The organism is Bacillus sp. FSL K6-1033, assembly GCF_038630765.1.
In the GTDB taxonomy this organism is placed as follows: Bacteria; Bacillota; Bacilli; order Bacillales; family Bacillaceae; genus Bacillus; species Bacillus altitudinis.
On record NZ_CP152041.1, the window covers coordinates 1,708,215 to 1,734,000 of the forward strand.

Sequence of the window (25,786 nt, forward strand, 5' to 3'; positions counted from 1 at the left end):
ACCCCTTGGAGCCATTGGCTTCAGGGTGTTTTTATTTTAATTAGTATATTTTTATAATCGAAAGAGCCACTTCTTATGCAGAAGTGGCTCTATGTTATTTATGACTAAAATAACTCAAGGTACTATTAAAAATTAAGGTGATCACAGATGCAATCAGTAAAGATATACTGATTGCACCCAGTCCTAAACCTTCCCACTTTCCTACGAAAAAACTTATTAATAATAAGATAATACTGATGAGAATGAGAATCGATGGTATTCCATACTGTAAAGGTGCATTCTTTCTTTTAAAGATCAAAGAAACACCCAATATAACAATCGTAAGGATAACTGTTAGCAGCCAAAATGATGACATTTATTGACCTTCCTTCTTTTAAAAATATATGAAATTATTTTATTTCCTCATCCATTACTTTCTTATACTTTTCAAATTCAGCATCTTTCATTTCACCGTTCATTTGTAATAAAAAGTTTCCTTTTGAATAGGTGTGAGAGAAGAACATAGATCCAGCATTGCCTAACTCATCATAATAAGATTTCGCCTGCTGTAAATCAGTTTCATTTCCAAATTTAAAAATCCGTCCACCAGCATTTTCACCTAAGGAAGGAACGAGAATTCTTTTTCCTTCTTCTCTTATATTTCCAAACTCTTTTTGTTTAAGATCAGATGGTTTTTCTGCTTCAAGCCCAGCACTTTTAAAAGCTTCAATAATATTGGCTGTCGTGAGCTGTTTTTCATTTGATGCTGCGCTACTGCAAGCTGTTAGCATCATTAAACAAATAAAAATGAATATAGATAATTTCTTCATATTGGATCCTCCTGATTTTTAGGTGCAAAGGAAATTTTACATGAAGTACCTTCTTTTTACTATCGTTTCGACAAAAATAGACAGCGTGAATGACTAAGTAACAAATATTCTTCTTTTATTTTGATTAAATTGTCAAATATACTCATCAAGGTGGTATACTTATGTGCATATTTTACTAGGAGGCATCACCTTGAAATCATTTTGGGAAATAGACGAGGAAGGTTACTATACGTTAAAAAAGATCAACGAAGCAGAAATAGCTAAAGCTGAAAAGAAACTTGGAGTCATTTTACCAGATACATATAAAAAGCTTATATTAAAACAGAATGGTGGTTATACCGTTCATAATGCTTTTCCAACCACTTACTCTAATTCATGGGCTGAGGATCATATTCAATTTAATCACCTGATGGGTATCGCCGAAGGTGAAGGAATTATGGATAGTGCCTACTTAATAAAAGAGTGGGAGCTGCCAGAAGGGCTTGTTTTGATTAACGGCGATGGCCATACTTGGGTAGCGATGGATTATCGAAAGACGAAAGAGAATCCTGTAATTCATTATTTTGATGTTGAGATGGAAGAAGACTTTAAGTTAGCAGATTCCTTTGATGAATTCATTGAGGGGCTTTATACAGCTGAGTACAGTGTTGATGAGGAAGCAGCAGAGGGTGAATACGAAGAAGAAGAGGAGGAATATATAACTAAAGCAGAACTTGAAGCGATCTTAGAGAAAGAAGCAGCTAATCCAGCCGATATTCATCAAATTACTAAATATCCGTTACAAGATTTAGAAGAAGTAGAGTGGTTCTTTAAAAGAATAAAAAGTTACATTGAATCTGTTAAAGATGAAGACGTTCTTTTTGAAGTAGCTAGAAGCATTGAAACAATCCTTATATTAAGAGTATATACAATGCCAAGTAACGATATTATAAAAAAGACATTATTTGAAATTGTAGACATTTTTGAAAAAACTAAAATTCCTCAGATAACTGTAACAGCTGGAAATTTCGCTGTTAATATTGATTTTTTAGATTAAGGTAAAATTAGAGCATGTAGAGTATACTGTATAGGTTGAATTTTCAAAGAGTGAATGAGAACGGATGTTTAATTATCTGTTTTGATTTCATTATAATATAATTTAGATTGACCCCTTCGTGAACCTGGCTGAAACTCAGTCAGGTCTTTTTATATCAATTTCAAAACAATATTTTGTGAATTTCTTTTTAAAAAATGAAGGTGGTCAATAAAAGAAATAAGTATCAAGTCCTTTCTGGCTACTCTCTCTTTTAACCAACTCTTATAATTGCATACCATTCAATTATTATCATATTTGCGGGATACCGAAAATTTCTATTATGAGCAGATTCACTTTACATATGTTGTAAAATGCGTGTTAGAATTATACTAGGGATTTGTTTAGAAGGGGGTAAAGGAATGTCAGGATTAATTGCCTCTCAGGAGGTAGGGAACATGTTAAACACTTGGAATCTTGCGATACAAAAAGGGGATTTATCGGCAGCTATAGAAATGCAAGATGACATAGACAGGGCAATTGATTTAATGGAAGAAAATCAAGATATTCTTTTGTACTATCAACTTTTGAGCTTTAGGCTTAAGCTGAAACTTCAGAATATTAGCAGAAATTTAGATAAGCCATTCTTTCAGCGGAATGCTCCAGACGAAAAAGAAGAAAAAACAAATAAACTCATGTCATATTACTTCTACTTTTATAATGGGATCTATCATGACTACTTGCAAGATTATGATAAGGCATTAAGTTACTTCAGAATAGCTGAAAAAAAGTTGGCTTATGTTGATGATGAAATAGAAAAAGCTGAATTTCATTATAAAATCGCAGTTCTATTTTATGATTTGAAAATGACCTTTTTATCAAAATATCATGCACAAATTGCGTGTGACACATTTAATGCGCATGAAACATATATCAAAAGACAGATTAACTGTAGGATGCTACATGCGTTAAACTTAATTGATCAATTTGAATATGATAAAGCAAGAGCTCTTTTTAGTGAAGCTGAGAATATGATCGAAAGTATTAATGACAATCATTTAATCATTCATCTATATTACAATATGGGTTTTCTAGAAAGCAAAAAAGAAAATTTAGAAGAAGCATCAGCACTATTTAGGCGCACGTTGAGTTATAAAGAGATCGAAAATCAAGATTTATTGAAGATGAGATGTTTATATGAACTTTCTAGAATAGAAATCTCCAGTAAAAGTAATGACGCGATTGAATGGATTGATCTAGGCATTTCTTTATCAGAACAAGTCAACCATAACGTTTTTCAAATAAAATTTAAATTGTTAAAAGAACTATTGTATGAAAAAAATCAATCTCAATTGAACAATATAAACAATCTGTGTTTAGAGCTTGAAGAGAAAAGAGTATGGGTTGATTTAGAGGAAATTCTGGTTGATGTGGCGAAATATTTAGAGGGGAGAGGCTTGCTGAAACAGTCATTAAATTACTATAAAAGAGCCTTACTCGCAAGCCAGTATGTAGGAAAAGGAGTGAATTAATTGAAGAAGTCGGTTTTTATTACATTTTCACTAGCTGTGGTAGCTCTAGGTACACTTTTCTTTACAAACGGTTTGACTCAACCTCTACATGAAGATGTCCAAACAGTTGCATCAAGAGGTAGCTCTGGAGGTTAATTGGTTAAAAAACGATAAAGTGGATTAAAGTGTCAGGCTCCTTATGGTATTCTGGTAAAAGAATATTCCATAAAAGGAGTCTTTTTTATATGAAAATATTAGATGCTCCATCTTTACTTTCAGCTGTCGAACAGAGGTCAAAGGCCTATCATGAGCTTCAAGAAGAGATGAAACTTGTGAAAAAAGCATTAAAAGGTGTATCGGGATTAGGTGATGAGTTTACTGGAAAAGGTGCAGATAATATCAAAGCTTTTTATAATGATCTTGTACTATACACAGACACTTATCTTGATTTTATCGATATGCAAAAGGCTTTTTTAGATGGAGTGAAAGGAAAGCTGGATGATGAATCATTAGGCGGGAGTACATTTATTGATGAACACTTCCTAGATGCTCAATTGAAGCAAGGCATTCAGAACAATAAAGATATGGTCAAGGAACAAAAAGAAGCTCTATCAACGATTTTTGACGATATTAGTGATTTGATTGAATTACAGACATTTTCCAGCAAAAAAGTAGACGAGCATTTAGATGATGCGAACAAAAAAAGAAAAGATGCAATTGAGGCTATACATACATTAGATCATGTTCTAAAAACAGAATACGAAAAATCAGAAGCCATTGAGAAACATCTTGCTACTTTTTATACAAAAATGATGGCTGCTACAGGAAAAGGTAAGAACGCTCAGCCCATGTATTATGATGCAAAAGCATTTCACGAGACAGATGTGTACAAGAATCATGATAAAATTGATGCACAGGTGAAAGCTTACTTAAAAGTGAAAAAAGAAGAAAAAGAGAAACGAAGAATCAAAGAATTGAAGGAAAAGCTCAATGATCCTTCGTGTATATCAGTAGAGAAATACTTTGAGATTGTAGACGAAATTGGATATGAAAATCTTTCTTACGATCAAAAATTGTATTACAGTCAGCTTCTCCAGATCAAAGCGCAGGAAGAAGCATCGGAGGTATTCGTTGATAGTGTAAAAGGTGCTGCAGTGGGTCTATATGATGTAGCAAAAGATACAGTAGTTGGTATCTACGATCTTGTGACAGATCCTGGAGGTGCCGTTGAATCGGTCGTAACGGCTGTTTCTCATCCAATTGAAACGTCGAAAGCGATTGGAAAATCGATTTCAGACTCATTCCAAAAAGAAGTCATAAATGGTGACGCGTATTCGCGGTCACACTGGTTCGCCTATGCGACTGGTTCACTTGCAGAAATTGTCTTTGGTTCTAAAGGTGCAGGAGCCATCACAAAAACAGGCACAACAGCTGCCAAAACAACAGTGAAGAAAGGGCTTGAACAAGGGGCAAAATCATTAGATAGAGTCTCTATTCCGAATCTATTGCCATATTCACCAAAGTTTCAACTAGCAGGTGGAGGGAAACTCCCTTATAACGTGTTTGACGGAGAAAATCTCAAAAATAAACTCCTCTCCATGGCAAAGCGTCTAGACAACAACTCAGGATACGGAATCTCTAAGACAGGCAGAAGATTACCAGCACCCAAATCACCACCGACCGTTGTCAGTTACGGAGATCATTATGTGAGATGGAAACGTAAAAAAGTGCTAAAGCCTAATGTTGTCTATTCAACCAAACAAGGTTACACCTACACAACAGATCACTATGGCCGCATTGTCAAAGTCGAAGCAAGTGATTTAAAATATGGAGAGATGAAAAGAAACCAATATGCTCAATCCAATTCAGGAAAGCCGGATCGATTGCTGGATGATGATGGTGGTCATTTAATTGCGACTATTTTCAAAGGTTCTGGTGATATTGATAATCTGGTGCCGATGAATTCGCAGATTAATCGTAGTGGCGGGAAATGGTATGAGGTGGAACAGAAATGGAGAAAAGCATTAGCATCTGATCCCCCAAAGCGTGTAGAAGTTATAATTGAGCCGAAATATTTAAATGATTCAATTAGACCCTCTGAGTTTGGTGTGTTTTATAGCATAGAAGGAAAAGAAAAGTATCTAATTATTGAAAATAAAATCGGAGGGTGAATAATATGGAAAACATAACAATAGATTCTATCTATCAAAAAATAGCTGAACTTATTCATGATAACATTCCAGTTGAATGGGAAAAAATACGAATGTATACGGAAGTGGTCAAACACGAAGCAGAAATAACTTTTTACTTTAGAAAAAAGGGTGATAAGGAGTTTATTTACGGGCACAATATACCTAAATTATTTAATATCAGTAGATCAATATATATGGATTTTTTAGTTGAATTAACACGATTATTTAGACAGTTAAAAACATTTTATGAAAAAAATAATTATGGTTCATGGACTAATCTCACGCTTGAGATGGAGCATTCAGGTAAATTCTCGATTGAATATGGGTATGAAGATATTTTCTCATTAGGTATTGATGGTGATCAAAGAATAGCTGTTTGGGAATACGAAACGTTCGGATTTCTACCTGAAGATGAGGAAGATAAAGAAGCTGTGCTAGATTATTTGAAAAATAAAGAAGAAAATAGAAAATAGCAAATGACCCTCCAAATAAATGAAGGAGGGTTTTTGTAATATTAGTTTCATAAGAATTTCTCATTTTACTTATTTAAACCGATAAACCGTCACTTCACACTCACCAAGGACCTCTTCTATCATCTCTCGAACAACCGTCCAATCGCCACCTGCCAAGCCGCAGCCGATCCCATAAGGAATGGCGATAGAATGAAGGGGGTTCTCTTCATTTGGATTTGTCACTGTCTGTTTTAGATGTTCAAAGCAGCTGCGTAATGCGTCGTCATCTGTTTGTTTTGTTTTTCTTCCGTATCCAACTTGAGCGAATAAGTTGGCAATGGTTTTTCCGTCGTTTGTTGTGATGAGCTGGACGGAGCTTAATAAGTCATCTCCTTGTTCTGCACATAAACGTTTATAGTCTTTATACACATTTGGGTATTTGCTTTTGATTTGCTTTGCTAATCCTGCTCCCATGACACCCTTACAATTCACTTGGTGACAGATGATATCTTCTTCTGCGTCTAAGATATTGCCTTCTACCGTTTTGATCATTTCAAGTCATCCCTTTTCAATAAAATGCAAACTTATGTTCTATTATATCAGTTTTGATGACATTATTTCATTACAAAAAGCGCTTGGAGTTTGAAAAATGGATACGTCCATGCGATCAAATGATCAAAAACAGTCCATGACATCTAAAATAGTGAAAGATAAAGAAGAAATAGTAAGGAGACCCTTATGGATAAAATAGAAACAAAACGGTTAATTCTTAGACCATTTCGCGATGAAGATGCACCTGGAATGCTTGCATACTTATCTCATCCAAGAGTAAATTGTTTTCTGGATGATCAAATCTCTACATTAGAAGAAGCGGTCGCTAAGGTGCAAAAAAGAAAAGCAGATCACTCTTATATGGCGATTTGTTTAAAAGAAAGTCAGTTGATTATCGGTGAACTGTTTCATTTAAAAGATGAGCCTGACACGTATTCAATTGGCTGGAATTTTCATGCGTTATATGAAGGGAAGGGATATGCCCGTGAAAGTGCAGAAGCTCTCTTGTCATATCTATTTGTCAATCAAGGAGCAAGGCGCTTATATGCATATGTAGAAGATGACAATGATCGATCTCAAACATTATGTGAGCGTTTAGGCATGAGGAAAGAAGGCCTCTTTCTTGAGTTTGTTTCATTTACTACAAATGAGGATGGCACCCCTAAATATGAAAACACCTATCAATATGCTTTGCTGAAAAAAGAATGGGAGCAGTTTCATTCTAAATAGTGCTTTGTTTCTTTTTATCCGGATGACAACGAAGTGACAAAAATGTGAGATGATCCCTTTATTTTGTTCGCTCGATCGATGTCACGGTCTTCTTTTTTCATTTATCCTTTTCCTAAACGAAGCAAAAGGAATGAAATGAGATGCAGGAGTTTAATGAACGGGTATTTCGGTCGATTAATCAACTTAGTATGAATCACGATGTCTTAAATCCAGTTCTTATTGGATTGGCTGAATATTCAGTGATGTTCATTGCGATCATGTTTTTGATCATGTGGTTTCAAAATCGGAGCAGAAGAAACAGATGGATGATGATATCTGCTGGGTTGACCTTTATCTTGGCAGAGATGTTAGGGAAAGTCGCTGGGCTCTTTTATTCCAATCAGCAGCCCTTTGCAGAATTGAATCATGTTAATCTTTTAATCGAAAAGGAAGTGAACAACTCTTTTCCTAGTGATCACACCATTTTTATTTTTTCCATTTGTATGGTCTTTTGGCTTTTCCACAAGCGCCGTATTTATTGGCTTTTCATTGCCTGCGCTGTAGGATTTTCAAGGATTTGGGTAGGTGTTCATTATCCATTTGATGTGTTGGCTGGTGCTATGATCGCCTGTTTAACGGCGGTAACCGTTGTTTATTTGCCGCTATTCCAAAAGGGCGTTAGCCTGCTGCTGTCGTGCTATGAATGGGTGGAGCAGAAATGGGCAGGAGAGAGAACCAAATAGAATGTAAATCCCACGAAAAAACACCCCAATCTGTTATGACATCAGATCGGGGTGTTTATTACTTTCGCCAAAATGTAGTACAATCTGCTTTGTCTTCAATGTTAAATTCGATGATTTTTTTTAGCAGAGGATAGTCAATCGGTAAGCTTTCTTTCATCCGAAACATCTTTTTTCCATGGTCATAACCAGCTTGTACAATATCTGCTGAAAAGTGATCAATCCCTTTTCCTTCTGGTGCGACAGAAATGTGGTGTTTTGCGACGCTAAATCCAATAATAAATGTGCCATGATCTGTGAACATGGGCTGATTCCAAGCAATTCTTGGCTCTAATTGAGGGAATGTGTCTGAAATCCATTGTAAGATGTCTTGCATGCGCTGTTTCAGCTCTGGATGACCGATATTGCTTACATATTCTTCAAAAACCTGCATTGTTTTCATCCTCCATATTCATCAAGCCTCAGACGGGATTCGAACCCGCACTCCTTTCGTAAGCATAGGCTAGGGGCAACACGCTTCCCTACGGAATTTCACCGACAGGAGTTTCACCTGTCTCAGCTCATTTGCTTTTCGGTGCTTCTGAAACCCTTGCCTTGCGACCCGCTAGCTACAATTGTTTTACGGCGCTCTTCCCTTCTAGAGCTACTGAGGCACGGAAAGTTCTTGTTCATATTATATAGAGAAACTTGAAAAATGAAAAGCTATGCTCATCATCTAATCCAATCGCACAAAATAGTCAAAGGCACATATGATAAAAGACCATATAGTTATGTATACAGCATGGAATTGGGCTGATTGTAAGTGACAAACCTGTTGATGAGTAAACTAAAAGAGATAAACAATCAAACAAAATTAGAAGGCTTTACTCACAAACGTTCGATGAGTTCTCCCTTTTTGCTCACCATGGAAGATGGGGAACCTTTTTACTCATGGGTGTTTTTTGAAAGAAGTGTGTTTAAGACTTGCTATTTTTCTTTGAGCTCTATCAATGAAAAGCAGAATTGTGTGGTGTTGGAACTTCTTGTACCGTGCTGCAATAGATCAACATGCTGTCAAAAAGTTTTGTATCGATCCAGTTCGAAAATTCTTGTAGATCTTTCTTTTTTATGTGGAATCATTGAAGTAGAGCTTCCTGTATATGATGCGCTTATTTTAAAAAACATAGAATCTCACCACATCTTTCTTTGTTTTTCCACAACGCCCAGTTCGGTGGAAGTATGGCGGAATGGAACAAAATTTCTCAATACGGCAACTGTTGTGTTGCATCATCAAGATCATCAGGATGTACCAGTCGCAATTAGGATTCACACTGGTACATTTTGTTATGATCTTCTTGTCCAAAAAGGAGAAAGTCGTGCGATTACTGTGAAAGATGTGAAATTTATCTTGAAATCTCCATCAACTGAAAATGTGCAAGCACGATTAGACATGCAAATCAACATGGTGCAAAGAAGAAAAATAAAGCTTTGAAGCTGTGATAATCGCACAATCATCCAATATCAATGGATCATAGTCTATCAAGACTAGGTTGAAGGAGGGTTAAAATGGCTATTTTAGGCGGATGTAGTAATGAACAAGCGGGCTTTGTAAATGATGCAGTATGCTTCACACTTGATTTAGCAGCAGCAGCTGATGCAGTTGTCGTCTGGACAGATGGAACACCTTATGTCATAAACGGAACCATCATGGTGGAAAACAATGGGATTGTGGCTGTAGCACCTACTGTGGCTTTAGAGGTAAACGGTACAGCTGTTCCTGATTTCGCGGTACCTCCAGGAGAGAGTCGATCCATTACGCTCAGTGATCTGAACTCGATTGGGATTTTAGCTACTGGTGGAACCTCGACTGGAAGTATTGTCGTTTCGTTTTCTCTCAATTATCAGTATTAGTGTGTATGTCTTGAAGATTCCACAGTTTGAAAGTAGTGAGAGACATGTGCGCCCAACTTAATATGTGTGGAGGAATAACCGGCCCGACTGGAGCCACAGGTCCAACGGGAGTAACTGGCGCAACAGGGACAACTGGAGCCACGGGTTCAACAGGAGTAACCGGTGCAACTGGAGCCACGGGTTCAACAGGAGTAACTGGTCCAACTGGAGCCACGGGTTCAACAGGAGTAACTGGCCCAACTGGAGCCACAGGTCCAACCGGTGCAACGGGCACAACTGGAGTCACAGGTCCAACCGGTGCAACGGGAGTAACTGGCGCAACAGGGACAACTGGAGCCACGGGTTCAACAGGAGTAACCGGCGCAACCGGCTCGACGGGTCCAACGGGAGCCACAGGTTCAACAGGAGTAACCGGTGCAACTGGAGCCACGGGTTCAACAGGAGTAACCGGCGCAACCGGCTCGACGGGTCCAACTGGAGCCACAGGTTCAACAGGAGTAACTGGCCCAACGGGAGCCACAGGCACAACTGGTGCCACAGGTTCAACAGGAGTAACCGGTGCAACTGGAGCCACAGGTCCAACGGGAGTAACTGGCTCAACCGGAGCAACAGGTGACACAGGTCCAACCGGTACTAGTTTAACAACTAACTCGATGTACGCATCCAATACGTCGGGAAGTACGGTGCTGGTTGTTTTAGGCGGAACGGCAGTGACGCTGCCTAATAACCAAAGTTTAGATGGATTTACCGTAAGTGGTGGTAATACGGTGTTTACTGTACCTGTTTCAGGGCGGTATTTTATCACGTATCAAGTAAATACAAGCGCTGCACTTCTGGCAGGAACAAGGGTGATTAACAACGGAACACCCATAGCAGGGTCTATTTTAACACCTGCTTTATCTACATCTACCTACAATGTATCTCTCATTACAACACTTGCAGCAGGGAATCAAATTTCTCTTCAAATATTCGGTTTAGTCGCAACCGTAGTATTACTTGGCGGGGGATCTGTTGGAGCGGCATTAACCATTATCAGATTGGAATAAATCCAAAAAGCCCAATAAGGGCTTTTTTTCAATTCAACCGTGTCCTTTAATAGAAAAAAGACGGAATTTTTAGTGTATACATCATTGACTAGGAGAAAGAAACGCAATAACAAAGGAATCGGTTATTGAAGATTCAAGTGATTCATATTAAAATTATGTCAAATGGACGAATTAGCAATTGCTAATAGAAGTTCCATATTTAGTGAAATCATGTGGTGTAGCTGAAGGTGATTGGGGGTGTAGAATGAGCAAAGTTCCTGTGGCGGAATTGGCATCACTATTAAATGACTGGAACATGGAAATCAAAAAAGATCATGCAGATGAGGCAGAACGGCTATTTGCTAAAGCGAAACAGGCAGTAGAGGAAATTGATGATGCTGACATCCTCATGTATTATTCTCTTCTAGAGAAAAGGCATCATATTCTGATGTACAATTTAAGAGGGCAAAAGGGCAATGTTTCAACGAAAAGTATAGAAGGCCATTATGGGAAAAAAGATGATGATTTGTCTAATCGCCTTGCTTATTATTTTGATTTTTATGAGGGTGTGTATGAACAGCATCAGGGGAATTATGAGGTTGCATTACAGATGTATCAAAGTGCGGAAAAGCTCTTAGATAAAATTCCAAGTGAAATCGAACGCGCTGATTTTGATTTTAAGGTCGCGTGGCTTTACTATCGCCTGAGTCATATTATGCTTTCATTAAGTTATATTCGTAGGGCTCTACACGTCTATAAGCGTCACAAGCACTATGAAAGAAGAACTGCACTTTCATATTCTCTTATTGCAGCCAACCTTACAGAGATTGGCAGGTACGAAGAAGCGCTTGAGAATTATCGTTTAGCGGAAGAGGTGTTGACTAGCGAACAGGATGATTTTATGCTGGCTCAGCACCACCATAATGTGGCCATTTTATATTCATTTTGGAATAAACCGAAAGAATCTATACGACATCTTGAAAAAGCATTGTCTCATCAAGAGTATTATGATTCAGATTTCTTTTTCCATTCTACGTATCTGATCAGCCGGGAACTCTGTGTGATTGGTGAAAAGCAGCGTGCAAGCCAGTATATAGAGGCTGCATATGCCCGAATGAAAGAAGCTTCTCATGAAGTGTTTCAGCTCAAAATAGGCATCGTACATGATCTTTACTTAACGAATGTACCACAAAGATTTCAGCAAATTAATGAGAAATTAAGAAAGTTAGAAGAAAAGAATGAATATCATGAAGTGAAAGAGCTTTCTCACTTTGCTGCAAAGTATTGTGAAAAGCAAGCACTTTATGAGCAGTCTGTTTTTTACTTGAATAAAAGTTTAGAAGCGGATTTACATATGAAAAGAATGGGGTTGATATAAGATGAAAACAGGATTAAAAGTATTATTCGTTGTAGGGTTAGCGGTCGCTGCGGCTGTTTTAACTGAAAATGTAGCGGGTTCTTTCGAAGTAGCAGAAAAAATCATTGGTGGTTAATCACCCAATCATATCTCGCCCTTGTTGATGATGATCAGCAAGGGTTTTTTATATGGGTGAAAATAGGCTCTTCTTATTAAACGCTGCAAGAACGTTTAATAAGAAGAATTCGCAACAAAGGGGGTGTGCAAATTTGTTACCTGCTCCATTATTCTAAATAAACATTGGGCAGAGCAACAAGTTAAAAAGGTCACCTTTCTTTGCTTAATTTAATTTTTTGCAGGACTTTTCATTCAAATTTCATCAAATTGGTCTATTGTACATAGAAATTGTTACAAAAGAGGGAACACCGCTCCATTTGTCACGCATATGATGAGATGAGGTGTAAGTTGAAGGCAGGTGATTGTATGGATTCACGGGTGTATGGAGGCTTTCATGGCGGCGGTTTTAGCGGCGGAGCAGTGGGACCTCATATTGGCTTTGGCGGGTATTATGTGAGCCCTGGCGTGTTTTCGGGCTTAGGAGGTTACCCTGGATATGGGGGGTTCGGGACGTTTTCTGGATATTCTCCATATGGCTCCACATTCATTATGGGGCGTCCTCCTGGTTTTTATGTAAGAAGTTATTAATGTTTCATCACAGTGATTGAAATAGCCATCTAAGATTGGCTATTTCAATTGGTGAAAGTGCTTAAATGTAGCTGTGATCACAATAACCCCTAGGATGCAAATAGGCAGCCAAATGATGATAAACGGATCGTAAGCATCTGTATACGCAGCTAAAGCAGCTCCTAGGCAGTAAAAGACAATAGAACCGATTCGCAGCAAGCTCACATGTTGAATAGGGGCTTTTCTTTTTTCCCGATTTGATAAGCGTTGCGCCAAATCTTCAAATAAGTTAGCAAGTGTACTCGTTAAAACTGTTGTAGAAATGCCAGCGACATTTAATTTGCGTGCGGCCGCCGTTTGCATGCCCATCGCCATACTTAAAAGGATAATCAGCATAAAATAAGCACCTTGCGTATAAGGAAAAATGGTCATAAGAGCAAATAGAAGCAAGATGATGACTTCTATGATAAAGATGCGTGTAACGGCTTTTGGCCAAAATGTTTTTTCTTGTTTTCCACCTATGACAACAGCTAGTAAAACACCTAGAACAAATCCGCTAAGTGCCGTGATGGAATGAAGAGCGGTTAACTGCAATGAACTGCCTGCTGCAATGCCAAGCAGTACTATATTTCCCGTCATATTTGCTGTAAACACGTGCCCTAGGCTTAAATAGCCAATAACATCCACTATTCCTGCGGTAAGACATAAGAACATCAGGGCAATGTTTCGTATTGAGTGTGCGGTCAAAATGGTCATCCCTTTCTTTCTCTCTAATGAATAAGTGTAACGCTTAATGACCGCGTATGTCCATTTTATGAGCTGGTAACATGTCCTGCAGCTGATATAAAACTTGTCGAAAAGAATCATCATTCACATGGTGCCTCATTTGCCGGAATGGGTCGCCTTTTTCCTTTAGACGTTTCATAACAGCCGGCATCGTAAATAAAGAAGGGTGACATTCTTCACTATTTAATTCTTCCCATTCAATCGGTGTTGCAACAAGTCCGAGCTCGTTTCCTCTCGGGGAATACGGGGCGATGATTGTTTTTCCAGCATCATGTTGAAGGTAGTCTAAATATAAACGGTTGCCGCGGTTTTTCTTTAGACGCTCTAGCGTAAACAACTCGGGTGCTTGTTCACATAAAAATTGGCAGATGAACGCAGTGAATTGTCTAGTTTGTTCATATGTGAAGGCATTTTTCTTCAATGGGATATAAACTTGTAGCCCTTTCCCACCACTTGTTTTAATAAATGCAGTGAGAAAGAGTCCATCTAAAATGACCTTGATTCGTTTGGCTGCTTCTATTGCTAGGTGAAACTCTTTAACAGAAGGCGGATCTAAATCAAATACAATTTCTACAGGCCGATCTGTATCTCTCGTTTCAAAAGGAATATGAAATTCCATCGCCAGCTGGTTACCAAGCCAAAGCAACGTGTCAGGATCATTACAGATTGTGTAAGAAATATCGTGCGCTTGATCTGTCTCAACAAAATCAGGCGCATAATCGGGCGTAGCCTTTTGATAAAAAGATTCTCCACCAGTGCCATGAGGAAAGCGTATTAACGTAAGACGTCTTTCACGTAAAAAGGGTAATAAATAGGGAGCGGCTTGCCTCAAATAAAGTAAGTAATCTGCCTTTGTGATATGAAGGGCAGGTACAACCGGTTTCTCTGGGTGGGTGACGTCAATCAAAGCTGGGAGCGGATAAAGCTGTTTGAGCATGTGTTGAAAGGTACACGTTGCTGGATCTGCATCGAATAAAAACGAAGAAAACCGGGGCTCTCGTAAGGCTGATCCATCAAAAGAGATACAGGCAATCTTTGCGACAATGGATGGTGGGATTTCATAATGTGATGCTCCAGTCATTTGACCTTTGGTTAGAAATAAGGTGCGCAGGGTTTGTTCTTCTTCTTTAGAGAAACCATGCTTAAATTGGACAACCTCTATGAGATTCGTTTCTTGATAAAGACATCCTTGAAAATAGCCATTGTCTTTATCAAAACGAGTCACGATGACAGATACATACCGCCAATTTTTGATTTTGAGCCATTCTTTCGAGCGGGTATGCTCCTGCCATTTACTCATCTTCTTTTTAGCAACTAATCCTTCCGCTAAATAGGTCAGCATGATTTTTTTCATGTCATCAGGGCTGCTATCGGTTTGGATGATTTGAAGAAGAGAGGGGTGATTCAGCTGAACGGAGGGAGGAAGATTTGCAGCTTGGAACACCTCATGCAGCTCAGCTTTTCTCTCAATCAACGGTAAATCAACGAGGGATTTCCCTTTAAATTTCAATAGATCAAATGCAATCAAATGACATGGAAACCGCTTAGCCTGGCGTTGAATGGTTTCTGTGTTTTTCAGGCGGCCTCTTTGCTGAACCTTTGTAAAGTCGCTTTCTTGTTCACTCAGTAAAAAGACCAATTCTCCATCTAGGGTCAGCGGTAAAAAAGGTGCAAGCTGCTTTGTTAGTTGCTGGCACTGATCAATGACTTCAGGAAATTGTTCATTTAATCGCTTTCCGGCTCTGCTCTCTAAATGGATGGTGTCTTTTTCCAAAATAAGAATGGCCCTGAAGCCGTCATATTTTAATTCATACAGCCAGTCTGCTCCAACAGGAATATCATGTGCAGACGTTAAACGCATCGGTTTCATTGTGTTTTTCACTTCCTTACATCATGTGTTCTTAGAGTGGGATGAAATTTTCATAAACATACATAACTCAGATGAAAACATTGCATAGTAAGGAGAAAAGAACGGAGGCGTTACGATGCATACAGTATGGAAGGGTGGCATTAGCTTCGGACTGGTGAATATTCCAGTCAAGCTGTTTACCGCTACAGAAAACAAAGATATTAAATTAAGACAGCTTCATAAAGAATGCCATACGCCGATTAATTACAAAAAGGTTTGTGCTAACTGCGGCGAGGAGGTAGCGCCAGAGCAAATTGTAAAAGCGTACGAGTATGCCAAAAATAAATTCATTGAATTGGATGAGGAAGAACTCGAAAGGCTGAGAAAAGAAAATGAAGAAAAAGCCGTCGAAATCATTGATTTTGTGAAGATAGAAGAGATCGACCCCATCTATTATGAAAGAAGTTATTTTCTATCTCCAGATACCGGCGGAGCAAAGGCTTATTCATTATTAAGAAAAGCGTTACAAGAATCAGGGAAAATCGGTGTAGCCAAGATCATGATTCGCTCAAAGGAGCAATTAGCGATTGTTAGGTGCTACGAACATATTTTACTAATGGAAACCATTCATTTCCCTGACGAAATTAGGCAAGTATCAGATGTCCCGAATATCCCGCAAGAGGAAAATATCGTGAAGAAAGAGTTGGATACAGCACTCCTTTTAATTGAGCAGCTGACCACCACATTCGATCCAGCCGCTTATCGCGATGAATACAGAGAGCAGCTGATGAATGTAATTGGAGACAAAATCTCTGGAGAACATACCGTTCAACCAGCAACGACAGGTAAAAAAGAGGCTTCATCCAATGTCACCGATTTGATGGCCGCTTTGCAGGCTTCTATCGATCGATCAAAACCTGAAAAAACGAAAAAAGCAGCACCTAAGAAAAGAAAAGCACCCGCTAAAAAAGAAAAGAATGCATAAAGAAAAGACCGCTCGCCAAAGGGCGGTCTTATTTTGGCTTCACCACATCCTGAATCGTCCCGTCTGTTCGGTGGATGACAACTGCTGTTCCTTTTTTAGATGAAATCTCTTTCGCGCGGTCGATGGCTTCCTGTTTCGTTTCTTTTACCTCACTTGCACGCTTCGCTTTTTCAGTTTGAACCGCCCAGCCTTCATCATGTTTCACGACATGCTGCGCATGATCCATGAGCTCAGGTCGTGCAGAGCTGCTTTTCTTAGAAGGAGTCACAGAACCATGAGAGTGAAAGTCCTCCATTTCTTTTTCCGTCGCATTCTTTTTCCACTCTTTCGCTTGATTGATCGCAATTGGAATCGCTCTACCTTCTTCATAGCCTTCCTGCACCATTTTGTTGGCAATCTCAAGTGCTTTTTTTCGAATGACTTTGTCTAGTGATTGGAATGAAGCTGGATAATCTTCCATTGTCCAAGGCATATTGAACGCTCCTTTCTTTTATTTGAACACCTTCCCCCATATGCAATGGATCAAACATTTCACCATCTCAATCCAATGGCTTGGTTGAAATACATCGTTTTGCTGAGGAAGAATGTTTTCAATTCCTGCACAATAGAAGATAGTAAAGGAGTGATTGAAATGATGATGAAAGGCTTGTATGAAGCACATTTACCTGTGAGTGATTTGAAGGCATCCATTTCTTTTTTTGAAAAATTGGAATTAACGCTTGCTCATGAAAATGAACGAGTGGCCTTTTTATGGATTGAGAAAGGAAAGAGCTGGCTCGGCCTTTGGAAGGTTGATATGTCCACTGTTCCATATCACCCAGCGACGCGACATGTGGCCTTCCAAATAGAAACATCCAGCCTTGACCAGATCAAAGAATGGCTGATAGAAAAAGGGATCAGCATACATCCGATGTTTGGCTTTTCGGAAGAGCAACAGCCTTTAGTACTTGATAATCCACCACAATTTCATGCCGCCATTTATTTTCTTGATCCCGATGGAAATCTGCTTGAATGTATTGCACCGCTAGAAATTGATGCAGCAGAACATCATGAGATGATGACATTTGAAGATTGGGAAAGAAAGAAAAATCCGTTTATTGATTGACAAAACCGCTCATTGTAACTATATTGATTACAACGGTGGTGAAGGAATGTGAAACAAATTAGCAGCAGGTATACCATTGCTGTTCATATCTTATCTTTTATTGCGGGTGTTTCAAAAGAGTGCACAGGGGATTTTATTGCAGAAAGTGTCAATTCAAATCCAGTCATTATCAGAAAAATGATGGCTATGCTCAAAAAGGCGGATCTCATTGAGATTCGCCGAGGAGTTGGCGGTGCTTCCTTAAAAAGGCCGGCAGAGGACATTACTCTACTAGATGTGTACCGGGCTGTGGATGTAATCGAAGATGAAGAGTTGTTTAATTTTCATCAACCAGTCATTGCGTGTCGAATTGGTCAAGCCATGGATACGAGACTGCGGAAAGAACTCAAAGAAGCACAGTCTGCACTTGAGCATCGCCTAAAACAAGTGACAATTAAGCAATTATTAATCGAGGCGGAGTAGAAAAAGCTCATACATAGAGCTTTTTTTACCCCTTCGTTGTAACCATTTTGATTATAACGAATGCTCTGATGTAAGAAACAAGCTGTTTCATTCAGGAACATCACCGTTGAACGAAAAATGAGGAGGTCAAATCAATGACATTATTAGTGACAGGTGCAACAGGACAACTTGGATCGCTCGTCGTGAAACATTTGCTCGCAAAAGTACCAGCTGAACAATTGGCGGTCAGTGTTCGAGATCCGCAAAAAGCAGTACATTTGAAGGAAGCTGGGGTGGATGTGCGCAAAGGAGACTTCACACAGCCGGATACACTTCAATCAGCGTTTCAAGGGATTGACCGTCTTTTGATCATTTCGTCTGGGGATGGAGAACGAGTGAAGCAGCATCTAAATGCCATCGAAGCAGCGAAAGCAGCGAATGTGTCATTTATTGCTTATACAAGTGTTGTCAATGCAAGAGAAAGTCAGCTTAACCTAGCACATGACCATGCAAAAACAGAAGAAGCGATTTTGGCCTCTGGCATCCCCCATGTTTTTTTAAGAAACAATTGGTATGTGGAAAATGAAAAAGATACGATTCTGGCATCAGTCAACGGAGCGCCGTTTATCAGCCCAATTGGTGAAGGTAAAGTCGGCTGGGCAACAAGAAATGACTATGCAGAAGCAGCAGCAAATGCGTTAACACTGCCGGCACATGATCAGGAAATCTATGAATTGTCAGGACCGCTTCGCACACACCCTGAACTTGCACAAATGGTCAGCAAGGTGAGCGGCAAAGAGATCAAAGTAGAGCACATGGATATAGATACATTTGGAGAATTTTTAGCGTCAAATGGTGTACCGAAAGAAGCTGTTCCATTTGTCAAAGCGATGCAAAGCGGAATTCGCGATGGGGCATTAGCAGTCGAAAGCCATGATTTCGAAAAACTATTAGGCCGTTCTTTAACACCTCTTGAAGACGGAATACGTGAAATGATTTCAAAATAAACATGTCAAAACGCCCTGTAAAAAGGGCGTTTTTTCATGTACCTTCACAAGCATGATGTCCAAATTTTAGACAAATCCGTTCGTTGAAATTTCAGAAATTTGGGATTAAAATGAAATGAAGGTCCATTATTTAGTCATCAGATGACCAGACATAAATCAAGGTGCAGCAAAAGAAAGGAAGTTCGCCGATGAGAGTCAGTTTATTTGTCACCTGTATCATTGACACGATGCAGCCACATGTAGGAAAGGCGACTGTTGAGGTATTAGAGCGGCTTGGTGTTGAAGTGGAATTCCCTGAAGCACAAGTGTGCTGCGGGCAGCCCGCCTTTAACAGCGGCTATACAAAAGAAACAATCAAAGCGGCCAAAAATATGATGAAAGCCTTTGAATCAGCTGAATATGTCGTCACACCATCAGGTTCTTGTAAGGCCATGTTTTTAGAATATCCGCACCTTTTTAAAGAAGACCGAGCGTGGTTTGCCCGTGCTCAGGCACTTGCTGCGAAAACATATGAATTAACGGAATTTATTGTTGATATATTACATGTAACAGATGTAGGAGCGAGTTTGAAAGGAAAAGCCACCTATCATACCTCCTGCCATATGACGAGACTGCTTAGAATTAAGGAAGCGCCTTTCACACTGTTGTCAAATGTCAAAGATTTGGTGATGGAACCATTGCCTCGCGCTGAAAATTGCTGCGGATTTGGAGGAACTTTTTCAATCAAAATGACACCCATTTCTGAGCAGATGGTCGATGAAAAAGTACAAAGCATAGAGGAGGCAGGCGCTGAATATATCATAGGTGCTGACTGTGGATGTCTACTGAATATCGGAGGAAGGCTGAATCGTCTTCATAAGCCAGTTAAAGTGATGCATATCGCAGAAGTGTTGAATAGCCGCTGAAGCTAAGAGGGGGAACGGCACATGAGTATGAAAATTGGAGAGAAGGCTTTTAAAGAGCGGATCGGCGAAGGATTAGAAGACGCTGTGATGAGAGGAGCTGTTTCCTCAGCACAGGAGCGTCTGTATAAAAGGCGGATGACCGCAAGTGAAGAGCTTGGAAACTGGGAAAAGTGGCGGGAACTTGGAGAGGACATCAGGCAGCATACACTTGCCCATCTTGATGACTACTTATATCAATTAAGTGAGAGCGTGAGTAGACGTGGAGGTCATGTGTTTTTTGCAAAAACAAAGGAAGAGGCATCGGCGTACATCCAAGATGTAGCACAAAAAAAAGCAGCAAAAAAAATCGTGAAATCAAAATCAATGGTCACAGAAGAAATTGAAATGAATGAAGCGCTAGAAGAGATTGGCTGCGAGGTAGTTGAAAGCGATCTTGGAGAATATATTCTTCAAGTTGATGACCATGAACCACCTTCACATATCGTGGCACCAGCCCTTCATATGACGAAAGAACAAATACGGGAAGTTTTTCACGAAAAGCTTGGATATGATATGTCAGAGACTCCTGAAGAAATGACCAAATTTGTAAGAGCTTTGTTACGAGAAAAATTTCTTGAAGCAGATATTGGTGTGACGGGCTGTAACTTTGCTGTGGCTGACACAGGATCGATTTGTCTTGTGACGAATGAAGGGAATGCGGATCTTGTCACGTCCATTCCAAAGACACATATCGCAGTCATGGGGATGGAGCGGCTTGTACCAACGATGGAGGAGCTCGATGTCCTTGTCGGTCTATTGTGCAGAAGCGCAGTCGGTCAAAAGTTAACAAGCTATATCTCTGTCGTGGGACCAAAAGGAGAAGGAGAGGTCGATGGACCAGAAGAGTTTCATTTGGTCATTGTGGATAACGGACGGTCAAATATATTAGGGACGGAATTTCAGCCAGTTTTGCAATGTATTCGGTGTGCAGCCTGTATCAATGTGTGCCCCGTTTACCGGCATGTTGGCGGTCATTCGTACGGATCAATTTACCCGGGTCCGATTGGCGCTGTTCTTTCGCCGTTACTTGGAGGATATGACGACTACCAAGAGCTTCCTTTCGCCTCAAGTTTATGCGCAGCCTGTACAGATGCTTGTCCAGTGAAAATTCCACTTCACGAATTATTAATCAAACATCGACAAGTCATCGTTGAAAAAGAGGGGAGAGCGCCTAAAGCGGAAATGCTGGCAATGAAAATGTTCGGAATGGGCGCATCCACTCCTAGAATGTATCGATTTGGAACAAAAGCAGCCCCTGTGCTCTTGAAACGTATGGCTTCAAACGGACAGATTTCAAAAGGTGCGGGTCCTTTAAAGAATTGGACAGAAATTCGTGACCTCCCAGCGCCAAGCAAAGAAAGGTTTCGGGATTGGTTTAAAAAGAAACAAAAGGAGGAGCGGCAATGAAAGGAACCATTTCTCATCGAGATCCATTTTTAGCACATATCCAGCAACAATTAGGCAAAAGCTCCTCCAAGCCTGCATCTATTCGGCGTCCGGCTTGGAAGAATCGAGTCAATTGGGAAACAAATGAAGGTCTGTCGAAAGAAGAATTGGTAGAGCAATTGAAGATGCAATGTCAGCAAATTCATACGAGAGTGGTAGAAACAACGCCAAAAGAAGCACCCTCAACGTTACGATTATTGATGAAAGAGTATGGAGAAGGTCCTGTGATGACTTCGAGCGATAGACGTTTTGCACAATATGAATGTCATCCTATGTTGCAAGCCTTGCGGAAAGAAGGAATCTCAGTCACTAGCTGGAATGCAGATACATCAAGAGAAGAAAATATAAGGCAGGCAGAACAAGCGAAATATGCAGTGGTATTCAGTGATTACACACTTGCAGAATCCGGAACGGTTGTTCTTTCCTCCCATCAAGGTCAAGGGAGAGCACTTCATTTTTTACCGATGATGTATATCGTATGTATTGAAAAAAGCACAATTGTCCCGCGGATGATTCATGCTGTTTCAGCTCTTCATCGCCTAGTAGAAGAAGGAGAGCAGACGAAAGGTGCCATTCATTTTATATCAGGTCCAAGTAATTCTGCCGATATTGAAATGAATTTAGTGGTTGGTGTTCATGGGCCGGTGCGGGCTGTTTATGTATTAATAGATGATGAATGAGGCTTTCGTGAAGAAAGCCTTTTTTATGTAAACATTCTTAAAATTCATCTTGCCTCTAGGCGAATAGTCATAGTAAGATGACGTCATACAAGATGAGAAGCTCATCTACTGCTGATGTAAAGGAAGCTGCTAATGGAAATGAAGACAAATGCTCCAAAGAAGTCGATTGCGGTGCCGCTTGTGATCTCAATCATTGCGATTTCGTTTTCGGCCATTATTGTGAAGTGGTCAAGTGCGCCTGCTGCTATTTTAAGTATGTATCGAATGATATTTGCGGCGGTTTTGATGCTTCCGTTTATTCTGCCGCGTCAAAAAGAGTTTGTCTCGTTAAAGCGGAGAGACTGGTTTTTCTTATGTATGTCAGGTTTCTTTTTAGGGCTCCATTTTGTTTTGTGGTTCGGCTCATTGAAGCTCACCACAGTGGCGAGCTCTACAATCATCATTGCACTTCAGCCGATGGTGTCATTATTAGGCGGATTTCTCATTTTTCGTGAAAGAACAACGAAGTCAGCCATTTTCACAATGTGTGCGGCGATTGTTGGTGCGCTCATGATCGGATGGGGGGATGTCGGCCATAGTCAAGACGCCATTATAGGAGACATTTTATCCTTTTTCAGTGTAATCGCTGTTGTTTGTTATTTATTAATCGGTCAACAAGCTGTGAGAAAGATATCTCATTGGATTTATAGTTTTTGTGTATTTGGTTTTGCCGGCCTTTTTTTAATTTTATTTAACCTTATACAGCAAACGCCTTTTGTAGGCTATTCGGGTAAAGAATGGGGGATTTTCTTACTGCTCGCCATTATCCCTACCATGTCCCATGTCATTAACAACTGGCTGTTAACCTATGTGAATGCGACAACTATTTCAATGAGTATTCTAGGCGAACCTGTTGGGGCAACGATACTCGCTGTTTTACTGCTTGGAGAGAAAGTCACGCTGCTACAAATGTTCGGTGGTCTACTTGTCCTTTTAGGTGTCTTTTTCTTTTTGATGCAGCAGCGACAAGGAATCGTGATGAAAACAAAAAAATCCGGTTAACTCCCGGATTTTTACTTTTTTAAATGATTTTTTTCAATTACTTTATTTAATCTAGCCTCGACTTTCTTCAATTCCACTTGTTTTCTTCTTATCATTCGAATCGCGATGACAACGATGGTCACGATCAATGCAATGAATAGAAGAGAAAATACTTGGAATACGATATCCCCAATGTTGAATGCAGTATTCGCTTCATTAGGCATGTGTAACCCTCCTTATATCTATATATTACCATAATCAATAAAAGATTGAGATTTATCCATAATTTATCTATAATAGGTAAAATATCACTCATTAAAGGAGAACCATTATGAGAACTTTAGTCCTTTTACGAGGTCTCCCAGGTGCAGGTAAATCAACTTGGATCAAAGAACAAGGCTTAGAACCATATACATTATCAGCGGATCAAATCCGTCTGTTAACCCAGCCTCCGCAGTTATCAGTCAATGGGAAACCGGAAATTTCAAGCAAACATGATCATAAAGTCTGGTCTTTATTATTTGAACTCCTCACAGCCCGAATGGAACGAGGAGACTTTACTGTCATTGATGCAACACATGTCACAAGTAAGTCCATTTCGCAGTATAAATCATTAGCTACTTCATACCGCTATAGAGTGTATGTCGTCGATTTTACGCAAGTGCCTCTTGAAACATCCCTGCTGCAAAATCGCGGTCGAGAGCCGCACAAAGTAGTGAAGGAATCTGTGTTATATCAAATGAATGAACGGTTAAAGACAGAGAAGGTGCCTTCATGGGTAACCGTTTTGACGCCTGAGGAATATCCAGCCATTATGACTTATCAGCCCAGATCTTTTGATCAGTATGAGGCCATTCACGTATTCGGTGATATTCACGGCTGTTACACAGCTCTAAATACTTATTTGCAAGGAGACTTGAAAGAAAACGAGCTTTATATCTTTGCAGGTGATTTGCTTGATAGAGGAATAGAAAACAAGGAAGTTTTAGAATGGATGCTGGCACATAGAGAATGCCGCAATGTGATCGTCATTGAAGGAAATCATGATCAGCATCTTTACAAATATGCACATGAAGAAAAAGTGAGAAGTAATATGTTTAACCGTCATACTGCGCCTGAAATTGCGGAAGCAGGTTTTGACCTAAAAGAATTAAGGAAGTTTGTCAGAACATTTCATCAGCTCACCTATTTTACGTATCATGGTCAGACATTTCTTGTCACCCATGGTGGGCTTGCTCATTTGCCAGAAGAGCTTCTGCATGTCTCATCGCAGCAGCTTATTCACGGAGTAGGTGAATATTCAGATGACATTGACCACTTATTTGTCCAAAACACTTCTGGATTAGATATCATTCAAATTCATGGTCATCGCAATTTATATAGACTGCCTATCCAAGCGGCGGAAAGATCTTATAATCTCGAAGGTCAGGTTGAATTTGGCGGACAGCTGCGTGTGTTAAAAATCACAGCAGGCGGGATTGAGACACATGAAATTGACAATCCTGTCTACAGAGCTTCTGAAAACAAGCAACCGGTCTTTGTTCAGCCCAATTTGACGCTGGATGATTTTTTAGCCCATTTAGATCAGCATGAATATGTACAGGAATTAAAGCTGCCACACGATATTTCATCTTTTAATTTCACCAAAAAAGCATTTAGTGAAAGACAATGGGATGAAATAAATGTCAAAGCAAGAGGGTTGTTTATCAATATGACTTCAAAACAGATTGTGTCTAGAAGTTATAATAAGTTCTTTAATATTGATGAACGTCCTGAAACCAGAATGCAGCATCTAGTGAATCATCTTCAATTTCCTGTGACGGTCTATGATAAAGCAAATGGATACTTAGGTACGGTTGGGTTTAACGACATAAAAGATGAACTGGTGTTTACGTCCAAATCGTATACGTCACATGTGAAGCAAAATCAGCATGCTGCTTGGGTCGAAGAGCTATTTTATGCGACCTTTGACGATGTGCAGGTCGATTACATCAAATCATATGTACGCGACAACCATGTATCCCTTGTATTTGAAGTCATTTTGTCAGAGAAAGACCCGCATATTATCACATATGATCATGATCAACTCATTTTACTTGATATCGTGAAGCGTCAGCTGAGCTATGAAAAAGAACCATTTGCTGAAGTGAAAAGGCTCAGTGAACAGCTTGGCATGCGGTGCAAACAGCAAGTGGCAGTGTTTCATGATTGGACCTCTTTCTATAAATGGTATCAATCTGTATCACATGATGACACAATCAAAGAAGAAGGCTATGTCATTGAGGATAACAGCGGCTTTATGACCAAGTTAAAGCTTCCTTATTATCAATTTTGGAAGCAAATGCGATCCATTAAACAGCGTGTTGCAGATAAGCGCTCCACCCAAAAATATATGCAGGCTTTGCAAACAGCAGAGCAAGCAAGATTTTATACATGGCTGCTCGAGCAAGATCCAGTAAACGTGAGAAACTGCTCAATCATTGAGCTGCGTTCACAATTTGAGCAAACGGAAGCGGGCCATTTGAATAATGACGGAATAAATGCATAGTCTAACAAAGAGTCTTTTCTAAAGAAAAGGCTTTTTTTCATGA

At 39.6% G+C, this 25,786-nt stretch carries 29 protein-coding genes; 21 read left to right on the top strand and 8 right to left on the bottom strand.

All coding sequences use genetic code 11. The annotated features are described in order from the left end of the window. Positions 1 to 94: 94 nt before the first annotated feature. Positions 95 to 355, bottom strand: coding sequence for a YesK family protein (locus MHH31_RS08615; RefSeq protein ID WP_217967133.1), 261 nt, complete (start codon positions 353 to 355; stop codon positions 95 to 97). A 34-nt stretch (positions 356 to 389) separates the two neighbouring features. Then, positions 390 to 809 (bottom strand): hypothetical protein, encoded by a 420-nt coding sequence (locus MHH31_RS08620; RefSeq protein WP_024720408.1) that lies wholly within the window; start codon positions 807 to 809, stop codon positions 390 to 392. Between the two features lie 190 nt (positions 810 to 999). Here MHH31_RS08620 and MHH31_RS08625 point away from each other — a divergent pair, with 190 nt between their 5' ends. The 5 genes from MHH31_RS08625 (at position 1,000) to MHH31_RS08645 (ending at position 5,997) form a co-directional block, all read left to right on the top strand. Continuing rightward, positions 1,000 to 1,845 carry an SMI1/KNR4 family protein gene (locus MHH31_RS08625; RefSeq protein WP_342495455.1) on the top strand — a complete coding sequence of 282 codons (846 nt, stop codon included), beginning with the start codon at positions 1,000 to 1,002 and terminating at the stop codon, positions 1,843 to 1,845. Between the two features lie 398 nt (positions 1,846 to 2,243). Continuing rightward, positions 2,244 to 3,353, top strand: coding sequence for a RapH N-terminal domain-containing protein (locus MHH31_RS08630; protein WP_039166523.1), 1,110 nt, complete (start codon positions 2,244 to 2,246; stop codon positions 3,351 to 3,353). Further along, entirely contained in the window at positions 3,354 to 3,488 is a 135-nt protein-coding gene (locus tag MHH31_RS08635; RefSeq protein WP_259254329.1) for a hypothetical protein, read from the top strand. An 89-nt stretch (positions 3,489 to 3,577) separates the two neighbouring features. Then, positions 3,578 to 5,503 (top strand): T7SS effector LXG polymorphic toxin, encoded by a 1,926-nt coding sequence (locus MHH31_RS08640; protein WP_144665462.1) that lies wholly within the window; start codon positions 3,578 to 3,580, stop codon positions 5,501 to 5,503. Between the two features lie 5 nt (positions 5,504 to 5,508). Beyond that, positions 5,509 to 5,997 (top strand): immunity protein YezG family protein, encoded by a 489-nt coding sequence (locus MHH31_RS08645; protein WP_144665464.1) that lies wholly within the window; start codon positions 5,509 to 5,511, stop codon positions 5,995 to 5,997. 69 nt (positions 5,998 to 6,066) lie between these two features. Here the strand turns inward: MHH31_RS08645 and MHH31_RS08650 are convergent, their stop codons facing one another. Further along, positions 6,067 to 6,528: a macro domain-containing protein gene (locus MHH31_RS08650; RefSeq protein WP_058337300.1), complete on the bottom strand. Its 462-nt coding sequence runs from the start codon at positions 6,526 to 6,528 to the stop codon at positions 6,067 to 6,069. A 186-nt stretch (positions 6,529 to 6,714) separates the two neighbouring features. Here MHH31_RS08650 and MHH31_RS08655 point away from each other — a divergent pair, with 186 nt between their 5' ends. Together MHH31_RS08655 and MHH31_RS08660 are read left to right on the top strand one after the other, a co-directional pair. Further along, entirely contained in the window at positions 6,715 to 7,257 is a 543-nt protein-coding gene (locus MHH31_RS08655) for a GNAT family N-acetyltransferase (RefSeq protein WP_058337299.1), read from the top strand. Between the two features lie 140 nt (positions 7,258 to 7,397). Further along, a complete protein-coding gene (locus tag MHH31_RS08660) occupies positions 7,398 to 7,979 on the top strand; it encodes an undecaprenyl-diphosphatase (RefSeq protein WP_058337298.1) in 582 nt (193 codons plus the stop codon). Positions 7,980 to 8,037: 58 nt separating this feature from the next. Here the strand turns inward: MHH31_RS08660 and MHH31_RS08665 are convergent, their stop codons facing one another. Continuing rightward, complete coding sequence (locus MHH31_RS08665) at positions 8,038 to 8,409, bottom strand: iron chaperone (protein WP_017357912.1); 372 nt, start codon at positions 8,407 to 8,409, stop codon at positions 8,038 to 8,040. Between the two features lie 384 nt (positions 8,410 to 8,793). Here MHH31_RS08665 and MHH31_RS08670 point away from each other — a divergent pair, with 384 nt between their 5' ends. The 5 genes from MHH31_RS08670 (at position 8,794) to MHH31_RS08690 (ending at position 12,953) form a co-directional block, all read left to right on the top strand. After that, positions 8,794 to 9,447: a CotZ-related putative spore coat protein gene (locus tag MHH31_RS08670; protein WP_024720419.1), complete on the top strand. Its 654-nt coding sequence runs from the start codon at positions 8,794 to 8,796 to the stop codon at positions 9,445 to 9,447. Positions 9,448 to 9,521: 74 nt separating this feature from the next. Next, positions 9,522 to 9,866: an S-Ena type endospore appendage gene (locus MHH31_RS08675; RefSeq protein ID WP_342495456.1), complete on the top strand. Its 345-nt coding sequence runs from the start codon at positions 9,522 to 9,524 to the stop codon at positions 9,864 to 9,866. A gap of 44 nt (positions 9,867 to 9,910) precedes the next feature. Next, positions 9,911 to 10,912, top strand: a complete 1,002-nt coding sequence (locus MHH31_RS08680; RefSeq protein WP_342495457.1) for a collagen-like protein — start codon at positions 9,911 to 9,913, stop codon at positions 10,910 to 10,912. 244 nt (positions 10,913 to 11,156) lie between these two features. Next, positions 11,157 to 12,269: a tetratricopeptide repeat protein gene (locus tag MHH31_RS08685; RefSeq protein WP_056703282.1), complete on the top strand. Its 1,113-nt coding sequence runs from the start codon at positions 11,157 to 11,159 to the stop codon at positions 12,267 to 12,269. Between the two features lie 462 nt (positions 12,270 to 12,731). Next, positions 12,732 to 12,953, top strand: a complete 222-nt coding sequence (locus MHH31_RS08690; RefSeq protein WP_024719106.1) for a hypothetical protein — start codon at positions 12,732 to 12,734, stop codon at positions 12,951 to 12,953. 39 nt (positions 12,954 to 12,992) lie between these two features. Here the strand turns inward: MHH31_RS08690 and MHH31_RS08695 are convergent, their stop codons facing one another. Together MHH31_RS08695 and MHH31_RS08700 are read right to left on the bottom strand one after the other, a co-directional pair. Further along, positions 12,993 to 13,688 (bottom strand): YoaK family protein, encoded by a 696-nt coding sequence (locus tag MHH31_RS08695; RefSeq protein WP_008343947.1) that lies wholly within the window; start codon positions 13,686 to 13,688, stop codon positions 12,993 to 12,995. 34 nt (positions 13,689 to 13,722) lie between these two features. Continuing rightward, entirely contained in the window at positions 13,723 to 15,588 is a 1,866-nt protein-coding gene (locus MHH31_RS08700; RefSeq protein ID WP_058337590.1) for a DNA ligase D, read from the bottom strand. A gap of 115 nt (positions 15,589 to 15,703) precedes the next feature. On the opposite strand from MHH31_RS08700, the gene MHH31_RS08705 reads away from it, so the two are divergent. Then, entirely contained in the window at positions 15,704 to 16,552 is an 849-nt protein-coding gene (locus tag MHH31_RS08705; RefSeq protein ID WP_007499384.1) for a Ku protein, read from the top strand. Between the two features lie 28 nt (positions 16,553 to 16,580). On the opposite strand, the gene MHH31_RS08710 is transcribed toward MHH31_RS08705, so the two are convergent. Further along, a complete protein-coding gene (locus tag MHH31_RS08710) occupies positions 16,581 to 17,024 on the bottom strand; it encodes a DUF2188 domain-containing protein (RefSeq protein ID WP_007499382.1) in 444 nt (147 codons plus the stop codon). 159 nt (positions 17,025 to 17,183) lie between these two features. Between MHH31_RS08710 and MHH31_RS08715 the strand changes: the two genes are divergently transcribed. The 7 genes from MHH31_RS08715 to MHH31_RS08745 all read left to right on the top strand — a co-directional run bounded on the left by MHH31_RS08715 (position 17,184) and on the right by MHH31_RS08745 (position 23,216). Continuing rightward, positions 17,184 to 17,657: a VOC family protein gene (locus MHH31_RS08715; protein ID WP_051404169.1), complete on the top strand. Its 474-nt coding sequence runs from the start codon at positions 17,184 to 17,186 to the stop codon at positions 17,655 to 17,657. Positions 17,658 to 17,705: 48 nt separating this feature from the next. Next, positions 17,706 to 18,119, top strand: a complete 414-nt coding sequence (locus MHH31_RS08720; protein ID WP_041507230.1) for an Rrf2 family transcriptional regulator — start codon at positions 17,706 to 17,708, stop codon at positions 18,117 to 18,119. A gap of 134 nt (positions 18,120 to 18,253) precedes the next feature. Further along, complete coding sequence (locus tag MHH31_RS08725) at positions 18,254 to 19,105, top strand: SDR family oxidoreductase (RefSeq protein ID WP_058337589.1); 852 nt, start codon at positions 18,254 to 18,256, stop codon at positions 19,103 to 19,105. Between the two features lie 188 nt (positions 19,106 to 19,293). Continuing rightward, positions 19,294 to 20,010, top strand: a complete 717-nt coding sequence (locus MHH31_RS08730) for a (Fe-S)-binding protein (protein WP_041092692.1) — start codon at positions 19,294 to 19,296, stop codon at positions 20,008 to 20,010. A 21-nt stretch (positions 20,011 to 20,031) separates the two neighbouring features. Next, positions 20,032 to 21,456: a LutB/LldF family L-lactate oxidation iron-sulfur protein gene (locus tag MHH31_RS08735; protein WP_058337588.1), complete on the top strand. Its 1,425-nt coding sequence runs from the start codon at positions 20,032 to 20,034 to the stop codon at positions 21,454 to 21,456. Beyond that, a complete protein-coding gene (locus MHH31_RS08740; protein ID WP_058337587.1) occupies positions 21,453 to 22,175 on the top strand; it encodes a lactate utilization protein C in 723 nt (240 codons plus the stop codon). The genes MHH31_RS08735 and MHH31_RS08740 overlap by 4 nt, the downstream gene beginning before the upstream one ends. Positions 22,176 to 22,307: 132 nt before the next feature. Next, positions 22,308 to 23,216 carry a DMT family transporter gene (locus tag MHH31_RS08745; RefSeq protein WP_039167701.1) on the top strand — a complete coding sequence of 303 codons (909 nt, stop codon included), beginning with the start codon at positions 22,308 to 22,310 and terminating at the stop codon, positions 23,214 to 23,216. Between the two features lie 11 nt (positions 23,217 to 23,227). Here MHH31_RS08745 and MHH31_RS08750 read toward each other — a convergent pair whose 3' ends face one another. Further along, complete coding sequence (locus MHH31_RS08750) at positions 23,228 to 23,419, bottom strand: hypothetical protein (RefSeq protein WP_024719097.1); 192 nt, start codon at positions 23,417 to 23,419, stop codon at positions 23,228 to 23,230. 107 nt (positions 23,420 to 23,526) lie between these two features. On the opposite strand from MHH31_RS08750, the gene MHH31_RS08755 reads away from it, so the two are divergent. After that, positions 23,527 to 25,743 (top strand): RNA ligase, encoded by a 2,217-nt coding sequence (locus MHH31_RS08755; protein ID WP_058337586.1) that lies wholly within the window; start codon positions 23,527 to 23,529, stop codon positions 25,741 to 25,743. Positions 25,744 to 25,786 lie beyond the last annotated feature (43 nt).

Bases quoted from the DNA above. Each gene is read 5' to 3' on its own strand.
- MHH31_RS08615 (WP_217967133.1), bottom strand. From the start codon at position 355: ATGTCATCATTTTGGCTGCTAACAGTTATCCTTACGATTGTTATATTG.
- MHH31_RS08620 (WP_024720408.1), bottom strand. From the start codon at position 809: ATGAAGAAATTATCTATATTCATTTTTATTTGTTTAATGATGCTAACA.
- MHH31_RS08630 (WP_039166523.1), top strand. From the start codon at position 2,244: ATGTCAGGATTAATTGCCTCTCAGGAGGTAGGGAACATGTTAAACACT.
- MHH31_RS08640 (WP_144665462.1), top strand. From the start codon at position 3,578: ATGAAAATATTAGATGCTCCATCTTTACTTTCAGCTGTCGAACAGAGG.
- MHH31_RS08645 (WP_144665464.1), top strand. From the start codon at position 5,509: ATGGAAAACATAACAATAGATTCTATCTATCAAAAAATAGCTGAACTT.
- MHH31_RS08650 (WP_058337300.1), bottom strand. From the start codon at position 6,528: ATGATCAAAACGGTAGAAGGCAATATCTTAGACGCAGAAGAAGATATC.
- MHH31_RS08655 (WP_058337299.1), top strand. From the start codon at position 6,715: ATGGATAAAATAGAAACAAAACGGTTAATTCTTAGACCATTTCGCGAT.
- MHH31_RS08660 (WP_058337298.1), top strand. From the start codon at position 7,398: ATGCAGGAGTTTAATGAACGGGTATTTCGGTCGATTAATCAACTTAGT.
- MHH31_RS08665 (WP_017357912.1), bottom strand. From the start codon at position 8,409: ATGCAGGTTTTTGAAGAATATGTAAGCAATATCGGTCATCCAGAGCTG.
- MHH31_RS08670 (WP_024720419.1), top strand. From the start codon at position 8,794: ATGAGTAAACTAAAAGAGATAAACAATCAAACAAAATTAGAAGGCTTT.
- MHH31_RS08675 (WP_342495456.1), top strand. From the start codon at position 9,522: ATGGCTATTTTAGGCGGATGTAGTAATGAACAAGCGGGCTTTGTAAAT.
- MHH31_RS08680 (WP_342495457.1), top strand. From the start codon at position 9,911: ATGTGCGCCCAACTTAATATGTGTGGAGGAATAACCGGCCCGACTGGA.
- MHH31_RS08685 (WP_056703282.1), top strand. From the start codon at position 11,157: ATGAGCAAAGTTCCTGTGGCGGAATTGGCATCACTATTAAATGACTGG.
- MHH31_RS08690 (WP_024719106.1), top strand. From the start codon at position 12,732: ATGGATTCACGGGTGTATGGAGGCTTTCATGGCGGCGGTTTTAGCGGC.
- MHH31_RS08695 (WP_008343947.1), bottom strand. From the start codon at position 13,688: ATGACCATTTTGACCGCACACTCAATACGAAACATTGCCCTGATGTTC.
- MHH31_RS08700 (WP_058337590.1), bottom strand. From the start codon at position 15,588: ATGAAACCGATGCGTTTAACGTCTGCACATGATATTCCTGTTGGAGCA.
- MHH31_RS08705 (WP_007499384.1), top strand. From the start codon at position 15,704: ATGCATACAGTATGGAAGGGTGGCATTAGCTTCGGACTGGTGAATATT.
- MHH31_RS08710 (WP_007499382.1), bottom strand. From the start codon at position 17,024: ATGCCTTGGACAATGGAAGATTATCCAGCTTCATTCCAATCACTAGAC.
- MHH31_RS08715 (WP_051404169.1), top strand. From the start codon at position 17,184: ATGATGATGAAAGGCTTGTATGAAGCACATTTACCTGTGAGTGATTTG.
- MHH31_RS08725 (WP_058337589.1), top strand. From the start codon at position 18,254: ATGACATTATTAGTGACAGGTGCAACAGGACAACTTGGATCGCTCGTC.
- MHH31_RS08730 (WP_041092692.1), top strand. From the start codon at position 19,294: ATGAGAGTCAGTTTATTTGTCACCTGTATCATTGACACGATGCAGCCA.
- MHH31_RS08735 (WP_058337588.1), top strand. From the start codon at position 20,032: ATGAGTATGAAAATTGGAGAGAAGGCTTTTAAAGAGCGGATCGGCGAA.
- MHH31_RS08740 (WP_058337587.1), top strand. From the start codon at position 21,453: ATGAAAGGAACCATTTCTCATCGAGATCCATTTTTAGCACATATCCAG.
- MHH31_RS08745 (WP_039167701.1), top strand. From the start codon at position 22,308: ATGGAAATGAAGACAAATGCTCCAAAGAAGTCGATTGCGGTGCCGCTT.
- MHH31_RS08750 (WP_024719097.1), bottom strand. From the start codon at position 23,419: ATGCCTAATGAAGCGAATACTGCATTCAACATTGGGGATATCGTATTC.
- MHH31_RS08755 (WP_058337586.1), top strand. From the start codon at position 23,527: ATGAGAACTTTAGTCCTTTTACGAGGTCTCCCAGGTGCAGGTAAATCA.